The following is a 22,581-nucleotide window of genomic DNA, read 5'->3' on the forward strand; positions in this document are numbered from 1 at the left end:
GAGGGTCGACTACCGTTTCGAAAAACCAGATCAGTTGTCACCGCGGTCAGGTATTTCGCACTCAATGCGTGTGAGTCAATAGGGTTGGGCTTCTGCGCATTCATGGATGAAAGGCTTGGACCACCAAGGAGTTGGACGTGGATAGAAGACTTGCGACTGCCGTTACACCGCGTATTTCTGCGCTTTCGCTTGCTATCCGCCTCGGCGTGGCGGGGCTGGTGATCGGCCTGGCGAGCCCTCAGGCCTCGGCAGCGTGCACGCCGGCCAGCCCCGCGTTGGGTGACGCCGTGACCTGTACGGGCACCGCAACAATCCTGCTGGACAATACCTTTTCCAGCGCCGTGAATAACCTGACTGTTGGCGTAACCGTTGGCTCCACCATCAATGCGCTGCTGGGTGGAACCGCGATGAACCTCGCGGGTAACAACATCACGTTGAACAACGCGGGCACCATCGACCCCTCGATATTGGGGTTGATCACGCTGCTCAGCAACGGCACGGTGATTGGCAGCGGCGCGTCGGGTACGGTGAGTGTCACCAACCTTGCCACCGGTATCATGAAAGGCACCTCGGGCCTCCTGGGTGTCGGCCTGAGTACCCTCAACGGCATGGCGCTGAATATCAACAACGGCGCCACCGGTACCACCACCATTACCAACAACGGTGCCATCGGCTCCGCTGCGTTGCTGGGCCTGAGCCTGTTTGCTTCCGACGCGCCGGTGATAGCGGTGCAGGGTGGTTCCCGGGTCAACATGACCAACACCGGTACGGTGACCGGGCGCATGGCATTCGAGGCGTCGGCAGGCGGCAACACCTTCTTCAACAGCGGCAACATCATTGGCGGTTTGTCGATGGGGGCCGCCAGCACCAACACCTTTACGGCGGTCACCGGCTCCACTGTTTCCAGCGGCGGTGGTCTTGGGCTTGCCCTGGGCGGCCTGCTTGGGGTCAATCTGGGGTTCGCGCCCACCGGGCAGATTGATGGTGGGTTGGGCGGCAGCAACACGTTGACTCTGCAAAACCCTCTCGGTGTTGGGGGCGGCACGTCGGGCGCGGCCACGGCCTCGAGCGCCACCTACGTCAACTTCAACAACCTGACCGTCAACAGCGGCACCTGGACCTTGCAAGGCCCACTGGTCAGCGGCAGCACCACCCTCAATGGCGGTGTTGCGCAGTTCAATGACAACGGTACGTTCGGCACCGGCGTCCTGACCGCCAATGGCGGAGCGATTCAAGCCAGCACCGCGGGCCTGACGCTCAGCAACTTGATGACCCTGGGCAGCGGTGGCCTGACACTGCTGGGCGCCAATGGCACCACCTTGGGCGGCGTACTTTCGGGTACCGGCGGGCTGATCAAGTCCGGCACCGGCCAACTGATCCTCACTGGCGCCAACACCTTCAGCGGTGGGACAACGCTGAATTCCGGCAGTGTGCAAGTGGGCAACACTCTGGCGCTGGGCTCCGGTGGCGTAACGGTCGCCGGGGTGTCGACCCTATCGGCACCCGGCACGGTGAATCTGGCCAACGCGTTCACCCTCAACAGCGCCTTGACCACGACCGGCACAGGCGCGTTGACCCTCAGCGGCAATCTCGGTGGTAGCGGTGGCCTGAACATAAACGGCAGCGGTGGCCTGACGCTGAGTGGCAATAACGCCGGTTACACCGGCCCTACCAGTTTGAACGCGGGTGGCTTGATCCTCGGCAGTGCCAACGCCCTGGGTTCGGGGGCCTTGAGCGTCAATGGTGTCGCCAGCCTGGACACGACTGCCGCCGGCACGTTGAACAACGACGTGACCCTTAACGCCAACCTGACCACCGTTGGCAGTAACCCGTTGACCCTGGCAGGCGTAATCTCCGGAACCGCCGGTATCATCAAAAATGGCACTGCGGCCCTGACGCTGTCCGGCAACAACACCCAGCAAGGCCCTACCGCATTGAATGGCGGCACCTTGTTGGTAGGCTCCAACACCGCATTGGGTACGGGTGCCTTGAATGCGGCGGCGGGCACCACACTGGATGCTACCACCGGGGTTTCTCTGGGCAACGCCGTCAACCTGGCGGGCAACCTGACGCTCGGCGGCAGCCAGGCAATGACTCTCACAGGTGTCGTCAACGGCATCGGTGGCCTGATCAAGAACGGCACCGGCGCCCTGACCCTCAGCGGCAATAACGGCTTGCTGGGAAATACAACGCTGAATGCGGGCGCTTTGATCCTGGGCAGCAACAACGCATTGGGTCTGGTCGGCACCTTGAATACCGCCAACAACACTACCCTGGATACCACCGGGGCGGTGACAGTGGGCAATGCAGTGAATGTCTCCGGCAACTTGAATCTGGGCGGCAGCAACAACCTGACGTTGAACGGTGCGATCGGTGGGACAGGCGGCCTGGCTAAAAACGGCGCGGCCAACCTGATTATCAATGGCGCCAATACCTTTCTGGCGGGCACGGTGCTCAATGGCGGGACTTTGACCGTCAACACTAACAGCGCACTCGGCACCGGCAACTTGACTGTCGGCGGTGCAGGTACCCTGGACAGTGCGGCCGGTATTAGCCTGGCCAACGGCATCGACCTCAACGCCGACCTGACCCTGGCTGGCACCAACGACCTGACCCTGGGCGGCGTGATCGGTGGCACCAACCAGTTGATCAAGAACGGCGCAGGGCTGCTGACCATCAATGGCGCCAACACCTTCCAGGGTGGCGTTACCCTGAATGCCGGCGGCCTGAACCTGGGTAACGGTGCGGCGCTCGGCACGGGCGCGTTGACCGTGGCCGGGGCGAGCAGCCTGGGCAACACAGCGGGGTTGACGGCCAACAATGCAATCAACCTCAACGCCAACCTGACCGTCAACGGCACCAACCCCCTGACCCTGGGTGGCGTGATCGGCGGTGTGGGCGGCTTGATCAAAAACGGCGCGTCGAGCCTGAACCTCACCGGTGCCAACACCTACAGCGGCCCCACCGCGTTGAACAGCGGTTCACTGATTGTCGGCGCCAATACTGCGCTGGGCTCCGGTGCATTGAACGCAGCGGCGGGTACTACGCTGGATGCCAGCGCCGACTCAGCCCTGGGCAATGACATCAACCTGGGCGGCACCCTGACACTCGGCGGCAGCAACGCCTTGACCCTCAATGGCGTGGTGAGTGGCGTCGGCGGCTTGATCAAAAACGGCGCAGCCGACCTGGTCCTCAACCACGCGAATACTTATCTGGGCACTACCACGCTGAATGTCGGCAAGCTGGTGGTCGGTGCCACTGGCGCGCTGGGTAGCGGTGCATTGAATGCGGCGGCGGGCACTGCCCTGGATGCCAACACGGCCGCCACACTGACCAATGCGCTCAATCTTGCCGGGAACCTCAGCATCGGCGGCACGGCCGACCTGTCACTCGGCGGCGTTGTGAATGGCGCAGGCAGCCTGACCAAAGAGGGCGCGGCCAACCTGACCCTCAATGGCAACAACGGCTTCCTGGGCGGTACCACGCTGAACGCGGGAACCCTCACCGTCGGCAGCAACTCGGCCCTGGGCCTGGGCAACCTGACCGTCGGCGGTGCCGCTACGTTGGACAGCAATGCGGCCGTCACCCTAGGCAACAACGTTGCTCTCAATGCAGGCCTGACCGTGGGCGGCACCGATGCGTTGACCCTGGGCGGCGTACTCAGCGGCGCCGGCCCGTTGATCAAGAACGGCGCGGCCAACCTGACCCTCAACGGCAATAATACCCTAAGTGGCGGCACCACGTTGAATGCCGGGACATTGACCCTGGGTAACGCCAATGGCCTGGGCAGCGGTGCGTTGACCGTCGGCGGCGCGTCGACCCTGGACAACAGCGCGGCCTTTGGCCTGGGCAATGCCATTGCGCTGAACGCCGACCTGACCGTCGCCGGCAACAACAACGTGAGCTTGAGCGGCGTGCTCAGTGGTACCGGTAACCTGATCAAAAATGGCCCGTCAGACCTGACGTTGAGTGGCAACAACACGTTTACCGGTGGCGTGAATGTCGTATCCGGCAGCGTGACCACGCTCAGTACCGGTGCGCTGGGCAACACCTCCGGCGCCAACATCAGCGCCGGGGCCGCACTCAACCTCGGCGTGGACACCAGCCTGGCCGCCCTGACCGGCAGCGGTTCTGTTCAAGTGGGCGCAGGCACAACGTTGAGCGTGGGCGGCGTCAACGCCACCAGCACCTTTGGTGGCGACCTCAATGGCGGCGGCGGTTTGACCAAGGTCGGCAGCGGTACGCTCAATCTCACGGGTATCAATGGCATCACCGGTAACACGGCCATTAATGCCGGCACCTTGAATCTCAGCGGCTCCCTGGCGAGCAACCTGGTCAACGTCAACAGCGGCGGTACGCTGACCGGCACCGGGTCGGTGTTGAACGCTATGAATGTCAACAATGGCGGGCACCTGGGCCTGAGCAGCGGCAACACCTTGTCGGCCGGCTCTCTGGTATTGGCGTCGGGTGCCAATCTGGATGTGGCATTGAATGCACCGTCCACCAGTTCCTTGCTCAACGTGGGCGGCAACCTGACCCTCGACGGCAACCTCAACGTGACGGATGCCGGTGGCTTTGGTGTGGGTGTGTATCGCCTGATCAATTACACCGGTGGCCTGACCAACCTGGGCCTGGATGTGGCCAGCGTACCGGCCGGTTATGCCTTGGGCGACCTGGTGGTACAGACCTCCGTCGGCAACCAAGTCAACGTGGTGGTTTCCGCGCCGACGGGCAACATTCGTTTCTGGGATGGCAGCCAAACCATTGCCAACGGCAGTGTGGATGGCGGCACCGGCACCTGGACCAGCGCGGGCACCAACTGGACCAATGCCGGCGGCACGCTTAATCAGCCATGGGTCGGTGACTTTGCGGTGTTCCAGGGCGCAGCGGGCACGGTCACCGTGCAGGGGCCACAACGCTTCACCGGCCTGCAATTCGCCACCGACGGCTACAACCTGGTCAGCGGCACCGGTGCGCAATTGACCGCCGTCAATGGCACCACGGGCAACACCGCCATCCGGGTTGACCCAGGCGCTACGGCAACCATCGGCGTGAATATCGACGGCGTTGGCACCCTCAATAAACTCGACACCGGCACCCTGGTGCTGGGCGGCGCCAACACCTACTCCGGTGGCACCACGCTCAATGGCGGCACCCTGGTGGTCGGCAGTAACACGGCGCTGGGTTCCGGCCAGTTGACGACGGCGGCCGGTACGACACTGGACAGCAATGCCGCGATAGCACTGGGCAATACCGTGCTCTTGAACGGCAACACAACCGTGGCGGGCAGCAACGCGCTGGCCCTCAATGGCGTGATCGGCGGCGTCGGCGGATTGATCAAAAACGGCTTGGCCAATTTGACCCTGGGCGGCAATAACACCTTCCTCGGCCCGGTGGCCTTGAATGCGGGTGGGCTGATCCTGGCTTCAAACAGTGCCTTGGGCACCGGCGCATTGAATGCGGCGGCGGGCACCACGCTTGATACCGGCAACGCAGTGGTCCTGGCCAATGCGGTAAACCTGGCAGGCAACCTGGGCATTCTCGGCAGCGCCGACCTGACCCTCAACGGGCTGGTCAGCGGCGCCGGTGGCCTGACCAAAAGCGGGGCGGGCAACCTGACCCTTAACGGCGGCAATGCCTACCTCGGCGGCACGCAGTTGAATGCAGGCTCGTTGACCTTGGGCAACGGCTCGGCGCTTGGCACTGGCGGTTTGACCGTTAACGGCGCGGCGACGCTGGATAACAGCGCCGCGCTGGCCCTGGCCAATAACACCACACTGAATGCTGCACTGACGGTGGCTGGCAGCAACGACTTGACCCTGGGCGGTGTGGTCGGCGGCACTGGTTCGCTGGTCAAGAACGGCAGTGCCAACCTGATCCTCAACGGCGCCAATACCTACAGCGGCGGCACCTCTCTCGCTGGCGGTACGCTGACGGTGGGCAACGTGATCGGCCTGGGCTCCGGCGGCTTGACCGTCAGCAACGCAAGCACGCTGGCCAACAGCACGCCGCTGGTGCTGGCGAATGCTGTCAACCTTAACGGCGACCTGACCGTGGCCGGTAACAACAACCTGACCCTGGCCGGTGTGCTGGCCGGCAACGCGGCGCTGATCAAAAACGGCGCAGCGGACTTGCTGCTGACCGGCAACAACACCTTCACCGGCCCTCTCAACGTGGTCGGCGGCAGCGTGACCACGGTGGGCAACGCTGCGCTGGGCAATACCTCCGGCGTCAACCTCGGCACGGGCGCCAGCCTCAACCTGGGCGGCAATGCCAGCCTCAATACCCTGGCCGGCAACGGCGCGATTCAGGTGGCGGGCGGCAGTACGTTGGCGGTGGGTGGCAGCAACCTCGATAACACCTTCGCGGGCACGCTGAACGGTACCGGCAACCTGGACAAAAACGGCACCGGTGTCCTCAACCTGAGCGGCATCAATGGCCTCAGCGGCGCCGCCAACGTCAATGGCGGCAGCCTGAATGTCAGCGGTTCGCTGGCCAGCGCCAGCGTGGCGGTGAATAACGGCGCCACACTGACCGGCACGGGTGCGTTGGCGGGTGCCGTGACGGTGGCTGACGGCGGGCACATCGGCTTGGCCACCGGCAGCGCGCTGTCGGTGGGCTCGCTGGTACTGGGCAATAATGCCAACTTGGATGTCGGTCTCGGTGTTCCAGTCGTGGGCGGTGGCAGCGGGCTGCTGAATGTCGGCGGCGATCTGACTTTGGGCGGCAAGCTTAACGTCACCGATATCGGCGGCTTTGGCAGCGGCGTCTACAACATCATCAACTACGGCGGGGCACTCACCAATAATGGCCTGGCCATCGGCACACTGCCGGGCAGTGTGATCCCGAGCGACGTGCAAGTGCAGACGGCCGTCAGCAATAAGGTCAACCTGCTGGTCACAGCGCCCAACACCACGGTGCAGTTCTGGGACGGCGCTAATCTGATCGGCAACGGCGCCATCGACGGCGGTAACGGCACCTGGAGCGCTGGCACCAGCAATTGGACTAACGTTGACGGCACGCTCAATCGAGGTTGGAACAACAGCTTCGCCGTATTCCAAGGCACGGCGGGTAACGTGACGGTGGATGGCGTGCAAACCATCACCGGCCTGCAGTTTGTCACCGATGACTACAACCTGGCGTCCGGTACGGCGGGTGCGCTTAACCTGGTCAATGGCGGCACTGGCAACACGGCAATCCGCGTCGACCCGAACGTTACCGCCACGCTGGGTGTCACCCTTGGCGGCGCCGGCACTATGGCCAAGCTAGACACCGGCACGTTGGTGCTGAACGGTGCCAACACCTACACCGGCGGCACCGCGCTGAATGGCGGCACGCTGGTGGTTGGCAATAACAGCGCGCTGGGCACTGGCGCGCTGCTTGCGGCTGATGGCACCACCCTGGACAGCAACGCGGCTGTCTCGCTGGGCAACGCTGCGATACTCAATGGCGCGCTGGCCATCGGCGGCAGCAACGCGCTGACACTCAATGGTGTGTTCAGTGGCAGCGGTAGCCTGCTGAAAAAAGGCGCGGCGACATTGACGCTTAATGGTGCCAATACTTACACCGGCGGTACGGGGTTGAATGCCGGTCAATTGGTCCTCGGCAATAACGCCGCGCTGGGCACTGGCGCGCTGACCATCGGCGGCGCTGCGAGTCTGGACGGCAGCACCGACCTGCAACTTGCCAACGCCATCAACCTGAGTGGCCCGCTGACCCTGGCCGGCAGCAACGCGCTGGCACTTAATGGTGTGGTCAGCGGCACTGGCAGCCTGGCGAAAAATGGCAACGGTGCGCTGTTGCTGACCGGCGCCAACACCTACAGTGGGGGTACTAGTCTCAACGGCGGCACCACCACCGGCAACACCACCAGCCTGCAAGGTGCGATTGCCAACAACGCGACCCTGACCTTCGAGCAGGGCGCCGACGGCACCTACACCGGTAATCTCACCGGCGCAGGCGTACTGAATAAAACCGGCACGGGCGCGTTGCTGTTGACCGGCAACAACACCCTGACCGGCAACACCAACGTCAACGCGGGCAGCCTGCTGGTCAACGGCACGCTGAACAGTGCGGCGGTGCAAGTGGCCAGCGGCGCGACCCTCGGGGGCAGCGGCACCCTCGGCGGTGCAGTGAGCATGGCGGATGGCTCGACCCTCAAGGCCGGGGCGGCGACGCCGCTGTCGGTGGGTTCGCTGGCGCTGTCGTCGGGCACCGCGTTGGACTTCGCCCTGGGTGCGCCAGGTGCGTCCACCACGGCGGTGAACGTGGCGGGCAACCTGGTCCTTGATGGCACCCTCAACGTCACTGACGCCGGTGGCTTTGGCATTGGTGTGTATCAACTGTTCCGCTACGGTGGCGCCCTGACCGACAACGGCCTGACCTTCGGCTCGATACCTGCCGGCCTGGGTAACCTGAGCCTGCAGACGTCGTTGGCCAACCAGCTCAACCTGTTGGTGCAGTCCACGCCAGGGCAAATTCAGTTCTGGAACGGCGGCACCACCAACCCGGATGGCACTATCACCGGCGGCAGCGGCACCTGGGGCCCGGGCACTAACTGGACCGATCCAACGGGCACCCAAGCTCAGGCGTCGAACAACCAGTTTGCTGTATTCGCGGGGCAGGGTGGTACCGTCACCGTGCTCGGTAATCAGAGCTTCACCGGCCTGCAATTTCTCGACCCTGGCTACACGCTGACGGCCGGTGCAGGTGGGACCTTGTCGCCAACCGGCACGGCGGCGGTGCGGGTCAACTCGGGTGTTACCACAGAAATTGCCGCGCCAATCGTGGGCGCTGGTGCGATCAACAAACTCGACGCGGGCACCTTGTTGCTGACCGGCGCCAATACCTACTCCGGCGGCACTACCGTCAGTGGCGGTACGCTGGCCGGTAACACGCTCAGCTTGCAGGGTCGCATCCTCAACAATGCGCGACTGCTGTTTGTCCAACCCACTAACGGCACCTTCAATGGCACCTTGACCGGCACCGGTACCCTCTCCAAACAGGGCGCGGGTGCATTGTTGCTCACCGGCAACCAGCCGTTCAGCGGCACCGCGTCGGTGGATGAGGGCGTGCTGCAAGTGGGTAACGCGGCCAACCCAGGCACCGTGTTCGGCGGGCAGGTGACAGTCGCCAATGGCGCAGGCCTGACCGGCAGCGGCAGTGTCGGTTCGTTGGTCAACAACGGCAGCGTCACACCGGATGGCGGCAAGCTGACGGTGGCAGGCAACTTCACTAACGCCAGCACTGGCGCGCTGAACCTGGTGATCACGCCTTCGATGACCACCTCGCTGGCCGTCGGTGGCACTGCGAACCTGGGCGGCAGCTTGAATGTGGTCAACCTGGTGCCGTATGCCGGCCCGATGACCTACACATTACTGACTGCCAGCGCGATAAACGGCACGTTCAGCACCACCAATCTGGAGAACCTGGCGTTCCTCAGTACCTCGCTGAACTACAGCCCGACCCAAGTGGCATTGGCGGTCGGCCGTAACAACGTCAGCTACGCCAGTGTGGCGGCCACCGGTAACCAGCGCGGCGTCGCGGCAGCGTTGGACAGCGGTACCGCTGTAGGCGGCGCTGCGGTGCAGAATGCGCTGCTTACCTCGGACGCAGCCGGGGCGCGCGCCACCTTCGACAGCTTGTCCGGTGAGATCCACGCCAGCACTGCCAGCGCTTTGCTTGAGGATTCGCGTTACATCCGTGACGCGGTCAATGAGCGCCTGCGCCAACCGGGCTGCTACCGCGAAGACGACCCACGCAACAGCCTGGCGCCGAGTGAAAATCGCCTGAGCAGCGCCGGTTGCCATGGCGAGATGGTCGGCTGGATGCGCGTACTCGGTACGTGGGGCCACATGGGCGGCGACAGCAACACCGCCAAACTGGACCGCAACCTCAGCGGCTTCCTGCTCGGCACCGACAAGCAAGTGGATGACGCCTGGCGCGTCGGCATGGCGGCCGGCTACACCCGCAGCGACCTGGACGCCAAGCGCCGCAGTTCCAGTGCCGACGTCGACAGCTACCACTTGATGGCCTACACCGCTTATCAGCAGGAGGCCTTCGCCGCGCGTATGGGCGTGGCGTACAGCTGGCATGACATCGAAAGCAAACGCGACGTGGCCGTTGGCGGTGCAGGTCAACGCCTCAAAGCTGACTACAAGGCACGTAGCGCGCAAGTCTTCGGTGAAGTGGGCTACACCCTTGAAACCCGCAGTGTGGTGGTGGAACCTTTCGCTGGCCTGGCCTATGTCAACTACGACAGCGACACCCTCAAGGAGAAAGGCGGTTCCGCAGCCCTGCGTGGTGATGCCGATCAGGACGTGACCTTCTCGACCTTGGGCGTGCGCATCGGCCAGACCCTCACCTTGGGCAACGGTTCGAAAATCACCCCACGTGGCAGCATCGGCTGGCGTCACGCCTTTGGCGACACCAAGCCGGATGCCGACCTGAGCTTTATCAACGGCGGTGGTTCGTTCAGCACCCAAGGGGGGCCGATCGCCAAAGACAGCGCGGTGGTGGAAGCGGGCGTTGATTACCAGATCAGTCAGAACGGCAAGCTGGGCTTGGGCTATTCGGGGCAGTTGTCACGAAACGATAAGGACCATGCGATGACGATCAGTTTCTCCCTCGGTTTCTGATCAAAGCCGAGCACCTTCAACCGCCCGAATGGGCGGTTTTTTTTGCGGCGTCATGCACCACTGGTTTGCGGTAAAGCCCGACAGCCAGGCCGATGATAATGATGCTGATGAAGAGCCCATTGGCTGGGGAAATGCGCTCGCCGAGTATCAGCATCGAACTGGTGATCCCGAACACCGGGATCAATAACGACAGCGGCGCCACAGTTGACACGGGGTATGCCTTGAGCAGCGAATTCCAGCCCCAATAGGCGAAGTGCGTGGCCAGGTAAACCTGAAACAGCAGTGACAACCCGGCGGTCAGGTCGAGGCTGGTCGGCAAGCCGTCGAACGCGGCGCTGCCGTGCATCCACCAGGCCATCAGCCACAGTGGGATTGGCGGAAACAGGCTGGCCCAGACCATGAACGAGAAAATTTCCTTCACGCCCGATGCCTTGATGATGACGTTACCGATACTCCAGGCCAACGCACTGAACACGATCAACAAAACCCCAACTACGGCATGCTCGCCTTTTTGGGTAGAGATGATGCCCGCCAGCCCGATCAATGCCATAACGGCGCCGAGCCATTGTGCACGGCGGATTTTTTCCTTGAACAACAGGTAGCCCCAGCCCAGCGTAAAAAACACGCTGCACTGAATGATCAACGAGGCGATTCCCGGGCTAACGCCAGCCTGGATGCCATAGTTGATCACGCCCCACATGCCCAGCCCGAAAATAATGCCGTAGGCGGCCACATAGCGGAACTTGACGCTGGGGCGCTGGATGAATAACACCAGTGGCAAGGCGGCGAGGGCAAAGCGCATGCCTGTCAGCACGAACGGGTCGATTGCACGCAGGCCCAACTTGGTGATGGGAAAGTTCAGCCCCCAGACCAGGGTGACCAGCAGGGCAAGTGCCAGATGTTTCTTTTGCATGGCGATTCCTTTGAGCACGCTGCTTCAAAGGCATGAAGGGTAGGGCGCGTGCGGGTGGCCCGCTTGCTATGTTGGGTCATCTTTTGACAATATCGGGCCATGATTCCAACCTTTGATGACAACGCCCTCGAAGCGCTGGTCACCCTGCGTGCGTACCCCTCCGGCACCGTGTTCGAGCGGCATACACACCCGCGCGGGCAGTTTGCCTATGCCTCTACCGGCGCGCTGAAAATGTTCACCGACCTGGGCAATTGGGTGGTGCCGCCGCAGCGGGCAATCTGGGTGCCGGGTGGCATTGCCCATGAAATGCACATGCGCGGTGATGTGGTCATGCTAAACACCTACCTCGATGCTCACGCTGCCGAGCGGGCAGGGCTGCACGACCGCTGCCAGGTAGTCGAGGTGTCGCCACTGCTCCGGCATCTGTTGGAAGCGGCATTGGCTATCGACCCATCGGCAGCGTCCGATGCCCGACGGCATAGCGTATTGACGCTGCTGATCGATGAAATAGGCAGCATGCCGGTATTGCCCCTCAGTGCGCCGCTGCCCTCCGAGCCGCGCCTGGCCCGTGCTTGCCAGCGCTTTCTGGACGCGCCAGCGCAAACCGTGTCCCTCGACGAGATGGCCGAGTGGTCGAGCATGAGTCGACGTACCTTTACCCGCCATTTTCAGGACAGTACCGGCATGACGTTTGTGGCCTGGCGCCAGCAGGTCTGCTTGCTGGAGGCCACTGCACGGCTCAGTCATGGTGCATCCATCACCGAGGTAGCGTTAGCGCTGGGTTTCAGCAGTTCCAGCGCCTTTACCTCGGTGTTTCGTCGCAACCTGGGGGATTCCCCGGCGCGCTACCTGGCCAAATCCAGGGCCGCGTCATTGTTCTGAGCCCACGTCGGTCAGGATTCACCTTGCTTGCAGTCATGCTTTGTTACTATCGCCGTCCATCGTCACCAGGAGTCACCGGCCCATGCAACACCAGTGGGATGAAATGCACCGCACCCGCAAACCCACGTTCTTACTGTGCGGCGAGCCTCAGGGGGATGTGCTCAATCTCTATGTTCACGGTTACTCGGCCTTCTTCAACCGCCAGCAACTGGGCAATTTCAAAGCGCAACTGGCAGGTATCGAAGGCTCGACCAACTTGATGCTGTTCTGGCCGGCGGGGCATTTTCTGGAAAACCTGTTCGCCCCCTTCAAGGATGTGATCACCTCGATGCTCGGTGGCGGCGGCCTGGGCGCGGCGACTGTGGGCGTGGGCAAGGCGATTGCGTATTTTCTTGATCATTACAAAAGCGTCGAGGCGCGTGTCGATGAAGTGGCCAAGACTTTATTGCCGGAGTTGGCCAGTTACCTGCACGCCGAATCGCTGCAAGTAAGGCGCATCAACCTGATCGGCCATTCCCTCGGCGCACGCATCCTGGTCAAAAGTTTGCTGGCCAGCCCCGAGAGCGCCCGCGAACTGCCATTGAACAATTTGCTGCTGATGGGCGGGGCGATCTGTACGTCCAGCCCGTGGGGTGAAGTGTCGGCGCCGCTCAAGGGGCGCGTGATCAATTGCCACTCCAGCAAGGACTGGGCGCTGGCTATCAAGCCGGATACCGAGCGCTGCATTGGCCGTTATGCGATTGATGTCACGCCGGCACTCAAGGCCAAGGTCACCAATGTGCACCTGGCCACCTTTGATCATGCCGCCTACTGGCCGCAGTTGAAGACGGTGGTGCAGTACACCGACTTGTTGCAGGAGCGGCGCGGCCTGATTCGCTCTGATCTGCGCAGCAGTGAAGTGCGTTTTGCCGAGGAAGACGCGCAACTGTTTCCGGCACTGATGCAGGCGCGTCCGGAAGAATTGAAGTTTCTCGCCGAATTGATGGCGCAAAAGCGCAGTGCCTCGATTGATGCCAGCGTGCGCGAACCGCTGAAACTGGCCATCGAGTTGCAGCGTATGGGCGGTGACAGCTTTATGAACCTCGCCCGCGGCCATGGCGTGAGTTATCGACAGATCGCCGAAGATGTGGCGCAAAAGCTTGGAATCAAGTTCGATGAGCCGCTTGAAACCGTGGCGCTCGCGGACATCGAGGCGCAGGTCGCGGAAAAACTGATCGAGCAATACAAAGGCAAACTCAGCAGCGCCGACCGGCAGGCCTTCGACGCCGAGCTCAAGGCCGCCGCGCAAAAAGAGCAGGGGTTGTTCAATCGAATCGACATTGGCCGCTCGGCCACCACCGCGCTGAGCGGCACGGCGTTGGCGGGGTTGACCGGGTTTATCCTGCGGCGCGGCGCGGCCACGGCGATTCCGGTGGTGGGCCAGGCGCTGGCGGCGGCGATGTTGCTGGTGACGGGAGTGCGGGCGTTTTCCGGCCCGGCTTTTTCGATCACCACCTTGTCGGTATTGGTGATAGGTGTGATTCGCCAGCGCATGGAGCGCGAAGCGCTGAATCAGGAGATGGACCTGGTGGTGCAAGTCGTCGAAGCGTTTGATTTGCCCCGGGAGACAGTGATGCGCACGGTCGCATCGGACTGATAAGCTGCGGTTCTGACTTGTGTGTTTGCCTGGGATACCGCGTGAAATTCAGCCTGCCGAAAATCGCTACCGCCCCGTTCTGCCCGCCGGAAGTGGCCGGCTCCGTTGTCGTTGACCCTACGGCGTCGTTTTTCAAACGGGCGCTGATGTTCGCCGGCCCCGGCCTGCTGATCTCCATTGGCTACATGGACCCGGGCAACTGGGCCACGGCCATCGAAGCCGGTTCACGTTACGGCTACAGCCTGCTATTTGTAGTGCTGCTGGCCAGCCTGGCCGGAATGGCGGTGCAATGCCTGTGCTCGCGCCTGGGCATCGCCACCGGCAAAGACTTGGCGCAACTGTGCCGCGAGCGCTATAGCAAGCGCTCCTCGCGCACGCAGTGGGTGCTGGCGGAAATCTCCATCATCGCCACCGACCTTGCCGAAGTGCTCGGCTGCGCCCTGGCATTTCACTTGCTGCTCGGTGTGTCGCTGACCACCGGTATCGTGATCACCGCCTTTGACACGCTATTGATCCTGGCTCTGCAAAACCGAGGCTTTCGCCGCCTTGAAGCGATCATGCTGGCCCTGGTGGCGACCATCGGCGTGTGCTTCTTTATCGAGCTGGTGCTGATCAAGCCGTATTGGCCGGACGTACTCAGTGGCTTCACCCCGTCATTGTCGGCCATCAGCGATGCGGCGCCGTTGTACCTGGCCATCGGCATTCTCGGCGCCACGGTGATGCCGCATAACCTCTACCTGCACACCTCCATTGTGCAGACTCGCCTGATTGGCAAAGACCTCGCCAGCAAACAGGACGCGGTCAAGCTGGCGCGTATCGACACCATCGGCTCCCTGGCGCTGGCGTTGCTGGTGAACGCTGCGATTCTGGTGCTGGCAGCGGCTGCGTTCTACAAAACGGGTCACACCGAAGTGGTCGAAATCCAGGACGCCTATCACCTGCTTGATCCGCTGGTGGGCGGCGCGTTCGCCAGCATCCTGTTCGGCATCGCCTTGCTGGCTTCGGGGCAGAGTTCGACCTTTACCGGCACCATCGCCGGGCAAGTGATCATGGAGGGTTACCTCAACCTGCGCATTCCGTGCTGGCAGCGCCGTCTGATTACTCGTGGGCTGGCACTGATTCCGGCGTTTCTCGGGGTCTGGCTGATGGGCGACGATGCCATCGGCAAGCTGCTGATTCTGAGCCAGGTGGTCCTCAGCCTGCAGTTGCCGTTTGCGCTCTATCCACTGATCCGCATGACCGACGACAAGCAACTGATGGGGCCGTTCGTAAACCGACTGCCCACGCGGTTACTGGCGTGGTTTCTGTTTGCGGTGATCAGTGGGGCGAATGCGTGGTTGATTGGGCAGTGGTTGTTTTGATCCAAACGTGCGCGGTTCGAGGCGACCAAAACCAGGACCGCCACTCGAGAGCAGGACAGGGGGGCGCAGCAGCAACCCGTGAACTGAGAGAGCTCACCGATCCCAGTAGGGCACGGTCCCAAAACACTCCACAAAATAATCAATCACCGTGCGTACCTTCAGTGACAGCCGCCGACTGCCCGGCCACAACGCGGCAATCTGCTGCGGTTCCAGCGTGGTCGCCACCTCGTACTCCGTCAGCACCGCCTGCAAGGTGCCTGCGCGCAACCCTTCGCCAATCAACCAGGACGGAAACACCACCAGCCCAAGGCCTTGCTCTGCCGCGTGGGTAAGGGTATCGGCGTGGTTGCCGGTGATGGGGCCTTTAACGCTGTACGGCGTCCAGTCGCCCTGGTCGCGGCGGAAGAACCAGCGTTGTTGGCCGGTGATGCCTTTGTAGGCCAGGCACTGGTGATTGACCAGTTCATCGGGGTGGCGCGGTGTGCCATGGCGTGCGAGGTAAGCGGGGCTGGCGGCGATACGAAAGCGCTGGGGCGCGAAGATGCGCGCCTGCATGCCCGAGTCATTGAGCACGCCGATGCGAAACAGCAGGTCGGTGCCATCTTGCAGCGGGTCGACGTAGGTGTCGGTTTGCTGGATATCCAGTTGCAACTTGGGGTAGCGCCGGCACAACTCGCCCAACCAGGGTGAAAGGTGACGCTGGCCGAACACCATCGGCGCATTGATCCGCACCAGGCCGCTGGGTTCGCTTTCCTGTTCCTGCAGCGCCTGGGCGGCCGCTTCCAGTTGTTCCAGCATCACGCGTGCGTGATGCCCGAGCAGGCGCCCGGCCTCCGTGGGGCTGACCGCGCGGGTATGCCGGTAGAGCAATTGTTGGCCGAGTGCCTGTTCCATCAGCTGGATCTGCCGCGAGATGGAGGAGGGCGCCAGGCTCTCGCGGCGTGCTACTTCGGAGAAGCTGCCGTGGTCCAGCACGGCGACGAACAGACGCAACGCTTTGAAACTCAACTCATTTAAACCCTGCATCGTGCCTCCAAGCTGTGCGCATTGCGCAAAGGTGTTATCCGCATGCTCCCATTTATCGCACAGGACGGCCACCGGATAATGCGCGCCATGTTTCCTTTCCAGTAGTGCAGGTGATCTATGCAGGCAAGTTCGATCGAGGGCGTGGCGCAGGCCAGGCCGAAAAAAAACCTTCTACGGCTGCTGTTGTTGCCGTTGGTGATTCTGGCGGGCATGGGCCTGTCGGTGGAGGCCGGTTTGCTCGGTCCATTGGGTGTGCAGGTCGGGCATTTGTGGGCGACGTTGAGCATCTTTGGCGTCGGCACCGCCATCCTGTTTTTGCTGCTGCTGTTCAGCGGCCCGCAAAAGGGCCCGGCCCTCACCGATTTGCCGCGCTGGCAGTTGATCGGCGGGTTCCTCGGGCCGATGTACGTGGTGGTGCTGACACTCGCCACACCGCACATCGGTATCGCCATGACGATGATCGCGATCCTGTCGGGGCAGGTGGGCAAGAGCGTGTTGATCGACCATTTCGGCTGGTTTGGCACTGCGCGCAAGCGGGTCAATGGCGAGCGCTGGATTGCCCTGGCGTTGATTGTGGCGGCACTTGTTCTGATTGCACGAGGGTAAGGCGATGAATCTGATTCTGTTATTGGTACTGGTGATTGCCGCCGGTGCGGTGTTGAGTGTGCAGGCGGCGATCAATGGTCGCCTGGGCCAGACGGTGGGTGTGTTGCGTAGCAGCTTGCTGACTTTTGCAGTCGGAGCACTCAGCACCGCGTTGTTGATTTTTTTCTTCGAGCCCGCGCAGGCTGTCAGCCTGCTGGATGTGCCGAAGTGGCAACTGACCGGCGCGCTGTTCGGCGTGGTGTACATGATGGTGATGGTCGGCGCGGTGCCCATCGTTGGCACGGCAGTGGCAACGGTGGCGGTGATCGTCGGGCAATTGGGCATGGGCATGCTGATCGACAACTTCGGCTGGCTCGGTAACCCGGCCATCGAACTGTCGGGCAGTCGCATCGTGGCGATGCTCTGTCTGGCCCTGGCGCTGGTGTTCATGTACCGCAGCAATACCCGTCAGGCCGATTAACGGCGCTGAACCTTGGCGTCTTGCCGAGAGTCACTGCTTAAGGTGCAGCGCTCGCCGCACCTGGACGACCATGAAAAAGGAGTCTGACCATGGCTGATAAAACCTGTGCTTGCCCACATTGCAAATGCGTACTGGGCAAAGAGGCGGTGATGAAAGACGGTAAGGGCTACTGCTGCCAGGGCTGCGCCGAGCACCATGCGCATGGCGAGCCGTGCGCTTCGTCGACGGGTTGCGAGTGCACCAAGTCGGCAAAGGGCTAAAAATCCGCTCGGATTATCGGGTGGCGGTCATTACCATGGCCGTTCACCCTTGACCGATGCGCTCTTCATGGCTCTGGCCGCACCCCCCGACCTCAGTGATCATGCCGTCCCCGTGCAACCCTTGGCGCGTACCTACCCGCGCGGGTTGTATGTTGAGCCCCATAGCCATGATTGGGGCCAGTTGCTGTACGCCATGAGCGGTGTGATGTGGGTGGAAACACCGCGTGAAGCCCTGGTCGTCCCGCCGCAACGTGCGGTGTGGCTGCCGCCAGGGGTGGAGCACGGGATTCGCGTGGTCTCGGATTTACAGATGCGCAATATCTACCTGCGCCCGGCATTGGCGGCGACGCTGGACAGCCAGGTGCAGGTGATTGAAGTCGGTGGGCTGCTGCGCGAGCTGATCGTCACCTTGGTCGATCATGGTGATACCGGCGATTCGGCGTATTACGACGCCGTGGTCGGCCTGGCCCTGTTGGAACTGCAACGTGCGCGCCGCTCGCAAATCCGCATCGCCATGCCGGTGGAGGCGGACCGCCGGCTGATCAGCGCGTGCCAGGCGGTGATGGCGGCGCCTTCCCTGGAGATCCCCTTTGAGCAACACGCCGAGACGGCCGGTGCCAGCGTGCGCACGCTGGCGCGGCTGTTCCAGCATAACCTCGGCATGGGCTTTGCCGAGTGGCGTCGTCAGGTGCAACTGGCCACGGCGGTGGCGGAGCTGATCCAGGGCCAGTCGGTCAGCGGCATTGCCCGGTCTTTAGGTTATTCGCCCAGCAGTTTCAGTGACATGTTTCGGCGCGAACTCGGTGTGGCGCCATCGCACTACATCGATTGAGGGGTTGGCCGAAATCCTGAAGCACTTGGCCGATGCCTCGGCGACGGGCTTACTACACTGAGCCCATCAACCCACCAGGCGTCGCCCCCATGAATTACCTGATTTCCCTCGCCATTGGCCTGTTTGTCGGCGTGATCTACGGTGCCCTGGACTTCCGCTCGCCCGCGCCGCCCGCCATCGCTCTGGTCGGTTTGATGGGCATGTTACTGGGCGAGAAGCTGTGGCCCATGGGGCGGCAACTGGTGAGTGGTTGGTTGTCCTGATTATTCTTTTCCCTTCGATGGATGTTGGCCATGAAAGCTCTGCAATTTTCCGCCACTGGCGACCTCGCCGCCTTGAGTTTCGTCGACGTCGCCACCCCGGTACCGGCTGCCGATGAAGTGCTGGTACAGATCAAGGCTGCGGGCCTGAACCCCAGCGATGTTAAAAACGTGCTGGGCCGCTTTCCCTACACCACGCTGCCGCGTATTCCCGGGCGAGACTTCGCCGGTGTTGTGGTGCAAGGCCCGCCGGCGTTAGTGGGGCAGGACGTGTGGGGCACCGGCCGTGACCTCGGGTTTTTCGCCGACGGCTCCCACGCCCAATACCTCACCGTGTCCGCCAAGGGCGTGGCGCACAAGCCAACTCACCTGAGTTTTGCTCAGGCCGCCAGCCTTGGCGTGCCCTACACCACCGCTTGGGATGCCCTGCAGCGTAGCGGTGTCGCGAAGGGCACGCGTTTGTTAGTGATGGGCGCCAATGGTGCCGTAGGCAGTGCCGCGTTGGCCCTGGCGAAGATTCGTGGTGCCCAGGTGTTGGCGGCGGTGCGCAAACCCGATCAGGTTGCGGCGTTGCAGGCGCAAGGGGTTGACGCGATCGCACTGGGCCAGCCGGAAGCGCTGGGTGCGCAGGTGAATGCCGTGTTCAAAGGCGGCGCCGATGTGATCTTCGACACGACCGGTTTCTGGCTGCCGGCCGCTGTCGCAGGGTTGGCCCCATTCGGGCGCATCGCAATCATCGCCGCGCCGGTTGATGGGCACGTGCAACTCCCGGCATTGGCCTTGTATCGCAAAGGCGGCTCGGTGGTGGGCATCAATTCGTTGCTCTACAACTGTGAGCAGTGCGCCGTGATGCTGGAGCAATTCGGGCGCTTCTTTGATGAAGGGCTACTGCCACTGCCGACTGGGTTGCGCGAAGTGGCGCTGGCGGATGGTGTGCCGTGCTATGAAGAAGTGAACAAGGGCGGTGCGGACAAGATCATCTTCCTGCCTTAACACGGTCAAAAAATGTGGGAGCGGGCTTGCTCGCGAAAGCGGTAGGTCAGTCACAGAAAGGTTGACTGAAACACCGCATTCGCGGGCAAGCCCGCTCCCACAGTTTGATCTTCACTGGGCATCAGAAACCTTGGTCGCTCGGACCTTTCCCACAGAGATTTCAGGTTGTCGCTCGGAAGGGCGCTGACTAACCTCACTGCCGTCGCTGACCGTTCAGCGATCGGATTTGACCGTCCGACTAAACCAGTGCGCTACAGCACCCAAGACCTATATCAGGCGTTTTTTCTACGCTTGATGTATCGTGTCGCGGCAGCTGTGCGCGGGATACCTTCGGGTATGCCGGATCCCTGGTTCCGGTCGGTCAACCCGCGTTCAGCTGCCACCCCACTTTGTTTGACCGCGAGTGATGGCAGCTCCACTACCAGGAGTTCCACCATGATTAAAGACAGCCCAAACCCCCCAGGTCAGCAAGACTTCGATACCAGCACCCTGCACGAAGTGGCCTACCGCGCGATCAACCACTACCTCAATCCCGGCAAGCCAATCCCCGAACCCACCGAAGGGCTCTTCACCGTGCGCGCCGATCTGGGCACGGAAACCTTGCTGGTCAATGCGTCCCAGGATTTGGCGTCCCTCTGTGAGATTGCCAACCATCTGGCGTTTGAAATCGACGGGGCTCAACGCAATGTCGCGCTGGGTATCTGTCGAATGCTGGAGGGAGTGCAACTGTTGGTCGATAAGGCACTGAACGTGGCCCATCCGACGGCCTAGCGATTGTAACGCGGTCAAAAATGTGGGAGCGGGCTTGCTCGCGAAAGCGGTAGATCAGTCACACAAAGGTTGACGGAAACACCGCATTCGCGAGCAAGCCCGCTCCCACAGTTTGATCTCCACTGGGCATCAGAAACCTTGGTCGCTCGGACCTTTCCCACAGCGATTTCAGGTTGTCGCTCGGAAGGGCGCTGACTAACCTCACCTCCGTCGCTGCCAATTCAGCGACCGGATTTGACCGTCCGACCTTGTTAACGAATCGCTACGCCCTGTACCAATCTCAGGCGCTTTTTCTATGCCTGAGGTATTGTGTCGCGGCAGTTGTGCGCGGGATACCTTCGGGTATGCCGGGTTCGTTGACAACCGGTCGGTCAACCCGCGTACAGCTGCCACCTTCACCTCGTTTGACCGCGAGCGTTGGCGGCTCCACTTGTCGACGGAGTTCCACCATGATTAAAGACAGCCCAAACCCCCCAGGCCAGCAAGACTTCGATACCAGCACCCTGCACGAAGTGGCCTACCGCGCGATCAACCACTACCTCAATCCCGGCAAGCCAATCCCCGAACCCACCGAAGGGCTCTTCACCGTGCGCGCCGATCTGGGCACGGAAACCTTGCTGGTCAATGCGTCCCAGGATTTGGCGTCCCTCTGTGAGATTGCCAACCATCTGGCGTTTGAAATCGACGGGGCTCAACGCAATGTCGCGCTGGGTATCTGTCGAATGCTGGAGGGAGTGCAACTGTTGGTCGATAAGGCACTGAACGCGGCCCATCCGACGGCCTAGCGATTGTAACGCGGTCAAAAAATGTGGGAGCGGGCTTGCTCGCGAAAGCGGTAGGTCAGTCGCAGAAAGGTTGACTGAAACACCGCATTCGCGAGCAAGCCCGCTCCCACAGTTTGATCTCTACTGGGCGTCGGGAACGCCTTTTTCCCAGGCTGACCAGTTCTTCAGAATCGCCTGTACCAGCGGGTTGCCCGTGCGGTACAGGTTCTCCAGCGCCGGAACAAACCCACCCTGGTCGGCGTATTTCAGCAGGTTGTCGACTTCGCTGTAGCCAGGGTACGGCCGGTCGAAATCGGAACCTGCACGCACCACGGCCAGGCGCTGGATATCCACCAGGCCTTCACGGCTGGCGCGCAGCAAGGCTTCATAGGTGGAGTTGTCTTCCTGCTGGGTAGTGCAGTACTCGCCTTTGTTGTCGGTGAGCAACTTGGTCCAGACTTCGGCGCGCTCGCTCAGGCGTGTGCCGGAGAACCAGGTGTTGCCTGCCAGCGTGTCACAGCGGGTGACTTGCGGCGGCTGATTCGCCGGGGCGGCAGGGTAGTGTTTGCGCCAGGCGCTGGATTCCTTGCTTTCCGTCAGCTCAACCTTGTGCGACAAGTCATACGCCTTGGCTTGTAGCTTGGGGTTCAGCTCAAACACTTCGGTCTTGTAGTCCAGCGGCGGTTTTTCGTTGGGGCCTTTGGTGTTGATGCCGATGTAACCGGTTGGCCAATCCTTGGGCGCATCCCGCGAATCCAGCTCCCATTGGGTGCCGAATTCCACCAGGTAATGAGCCCAGGCGGCGGTGCCGATGGTGCCGTGTTTGGGGCTGATACCGGCAATCCCGGCGATCAGGAAATAGCTCTGGCGCAGGTCGAACTTGGGCGACAAGGCCAAGGCCAGGGTCGACGCGGCGGCGTTGGTCTGGCCCATGCCGGTCACCAGCAGGCATACATCCTGGGTGTTGCAGCGAATCACCGGGTATTCAGCCGACAGGCCCGGCACGCGTACTTCCTGCTTGAGTTCCAGGCGGTCGATCCAGGTCTGCGCCTCGGGGGCGAACATGGTGATCAGCATCACTTTGGGTTTGATCGGCGCGGGGGCAGCCGCCAGCACCACGTGAGGCAGCAGGGCCAGGCCAACGGCCATCGAGAGACGGGTAAACGCTTTCATCTAATGC

General features: G+C 62.2%; 15 protein-coding genes. 12 read left to right on the top strand and 3 right to left on the bottom strand.

What is annotated here, in order from left to right:
* Positions 1-137: 137 nt before the first annotated feature.
* Positions 138-10,637 carry an autotransporter-associated beta strand repeat-containing protein gene (locus tag ACLBW8_RS16445; RefSeq protein WP_447805844.1) on the top strand — a complete coding sequence of 3,500 codons (10,500 nt, stop codon included), beginning with the start codon at positions 138-140 and terminating at the stop codon, positions 10,635-10,637.
* Between the two features lie 16 nt (positions 10,638-10,653).
* Here ACLBW8_RS16445 and ACLBW8_RS16450 read toward each other — a convergent pair whose 3' ends face one another.
* Positions 10,654-11,550 carry an EamA family transporter gene (locus ACLBW8_RS16450; RefSeq protein ID WP_447805845.1) on the bottom strand — a complete coding sequence of 299 codons (897 nt, stop codon included), beginning with the start codon at positions 11,548-11,550 and terminating at the stop codon, positions 10,654-10,656.
* Positions 11,551-11,649: 99 nt separating this feature from the next.
* On the opposite strand from ACLBW8_RS16450, the gene ACLBW8_RS16455 reads away from it, so the two are divergent.
* From ACLBW8_RS16455 to ACLBW8_RS16465, 3 genes are all read left to right on the top strand, one after another.
* Positions 11,650-12,432 carry a helix-turn-helix domain-containing protein gene (locus tag ACLBW8_RS16455; RefSeq protein ID WP_447805846.1) on the top strand — a complete coding sequence of 261 codons (783 nt, stop codon included), beginning with the start codon at positions 11,650-11,652 and terminating at the stop codon, positions 12,430-12,432.
* 82 nt (positions 12,433-12,514) lie between these two features.
* Complete coding sequence (locus ACLBW8_RS16460; protein WP_447805847.1) at positions 12,515-14,068, top strand: DUF726 domain-containing protein; 1,554 nt, start codon at positions 12,515-12,517, stop codon at positions 14,066-14,068.
* 41 nt (positions 14,069-14,109) lie between these two features.
* Complete coding sequence (locus tag ACLBW8_RS16465) at positions 14,110-15,429, top strand: Nramp family divalent metal transporter (RefSeq protein ID WP_064452780.1); 1,320 nt, start codon at positions 14,110-14,112, stop codon at positions 15,427-15,429.
* Between the two features lie 93 nt (positions 15,430-15,522).
* Here ACLBW8_RS16465 and ACLBW8_RS16470 read toward each other — a convergent pair whose 3' ends face one another.
* Positions 15,523-16,455, bottom strand: coding sequence for a LysR family transcriptional regulator (locus ACLBW8_RS16470; RefSeq protein WP_064452779.1), 933 nt, complete (start codon positions 16,453-16,455; stop codon positions 15,523-15,525).
* A gap of 117 nt (positions 16,456-16,572) precedes the next feature.
* On the opposite strand from ACLBW8_RS16470, the gene ACLBW8_RS16475 reads away from it, so the two are divergent.
* From ACLBW8_RS16475 to ACLBW8_RS16510, 8 genes are all read left to right on the top strand, one after another.
* Entirely contained in the window at positions 16,573-17,061 is a 489-nt protein-coding gene (locus ACLBW8_RS16475; RefSeq protein WP_056859391.1) for a DMT family transporter, read from the top strand.
* A 4-nt stretch (positions 17,062-17,065) separates the two neighbouring features.
* Positions 17,066-17,521, top strand: a complete 456-nt coding sequence (locus tag ACLBW8_RS16480) for a DMT family transporter (protein WP_053256633.1) — start codon at positions 17,066-17,068, stop codon at positions 17,519-17,521.
* Positions 17,522-17,610: 89 nt separating this feature from the next.
* On the top strand, positions 17,611-17,781 hold the full coding sequence (locus tag ACLBW8_RS16485) for a metallothionein (RefSeq protein ID WP_064452778.1): 171 nt from the start codon (positions 17,611-17,613) through the stop codon (positions 17,779-17,781).
* 67 nt (positions 17,782-17,848) lie between these two features.
* Positions 17,849-18,613: an AraC family transcriptional regulator gene (locus ACLBW8_RS16490; RefSeq protein WP_447805848.1), complete on the top strand. Its 765-nt coding sequence runs from the start codon at positions 17,849-17,851 to the stop codon at positions 18,611-18,613.
* Between the two features lie 89 nt (positions 18,614-18,702).
* Positions 18,703-18,876 carry a DUF1427 family protein gene (locus ACLBW8_RS16495; protein WP_010564275.1) on the top strand — a complete coding sequence of 58 codons (174 nt, stop codon included), beginning with the start codon at positions 18,703-18,705 and terminating at the stop codon, positions 18,874-18,876.
* A gap of 30 nt (positions 18,877-18,906) precedes the next feature.
* Positions 18,907-19,866 (top strand): quinone oxidoreductase family protein, encoded by a 960-nt coding sequence (locus ACLBW8_RS16500; protein WP_447805849.1) that lies wholly within the window; start codon positions 18,907-18,909, stop codon positions 19,864-19,866.
* A gap of 435 nt (positions 19,867-20,301) precedes the next feature.
* Positions 20,302-20,637, top strand: a complete 336-nt coding sequence (locus tag ACLBW8_RS16505) for a DUF6124 family protein (protein ID WP_447805850.1) — start codon at positions 20,302-20,304, stop codon at positions 20,635-20,637.
* A gap of 449 nt (positions 20,638-21,086) precedes the next feature.
* The gene (locus tag ACLBW8_RS16510) at positions 21,087-21,422 is read left to right on the top strand and encodes a DUF6124 family protein (protein WP_447805851.1); all 336 of its coding nucleotides are present in this window, start codon (positions 21,087-21,089) and stop codon (positions 21,420-21,422) included.
* A 120-nt stretch (positions 21,423-21,542) separates the two neighbouring features.
* Here the strand turns inward: ACLBW8_RS16510 and ACLBW8_RS16515 are convergent, their stop codons facing one another.
* A complete protein-coding gene (locus ACLBW8_RS16515; protein ID WP_432750626.1) occupies positions 21,543-22,574 on the bottom strand; it encodes a purine-nucleoside phosphorylase in 1,032 nt (343 codons plus the stop codon).
* Positions 22,575-22,581: the final 7 nt, after the last annotated feature.

The sequence above is a fragment of the Pseudomonas sp. M5A4_2d genome (assembly GCF_053345295.1).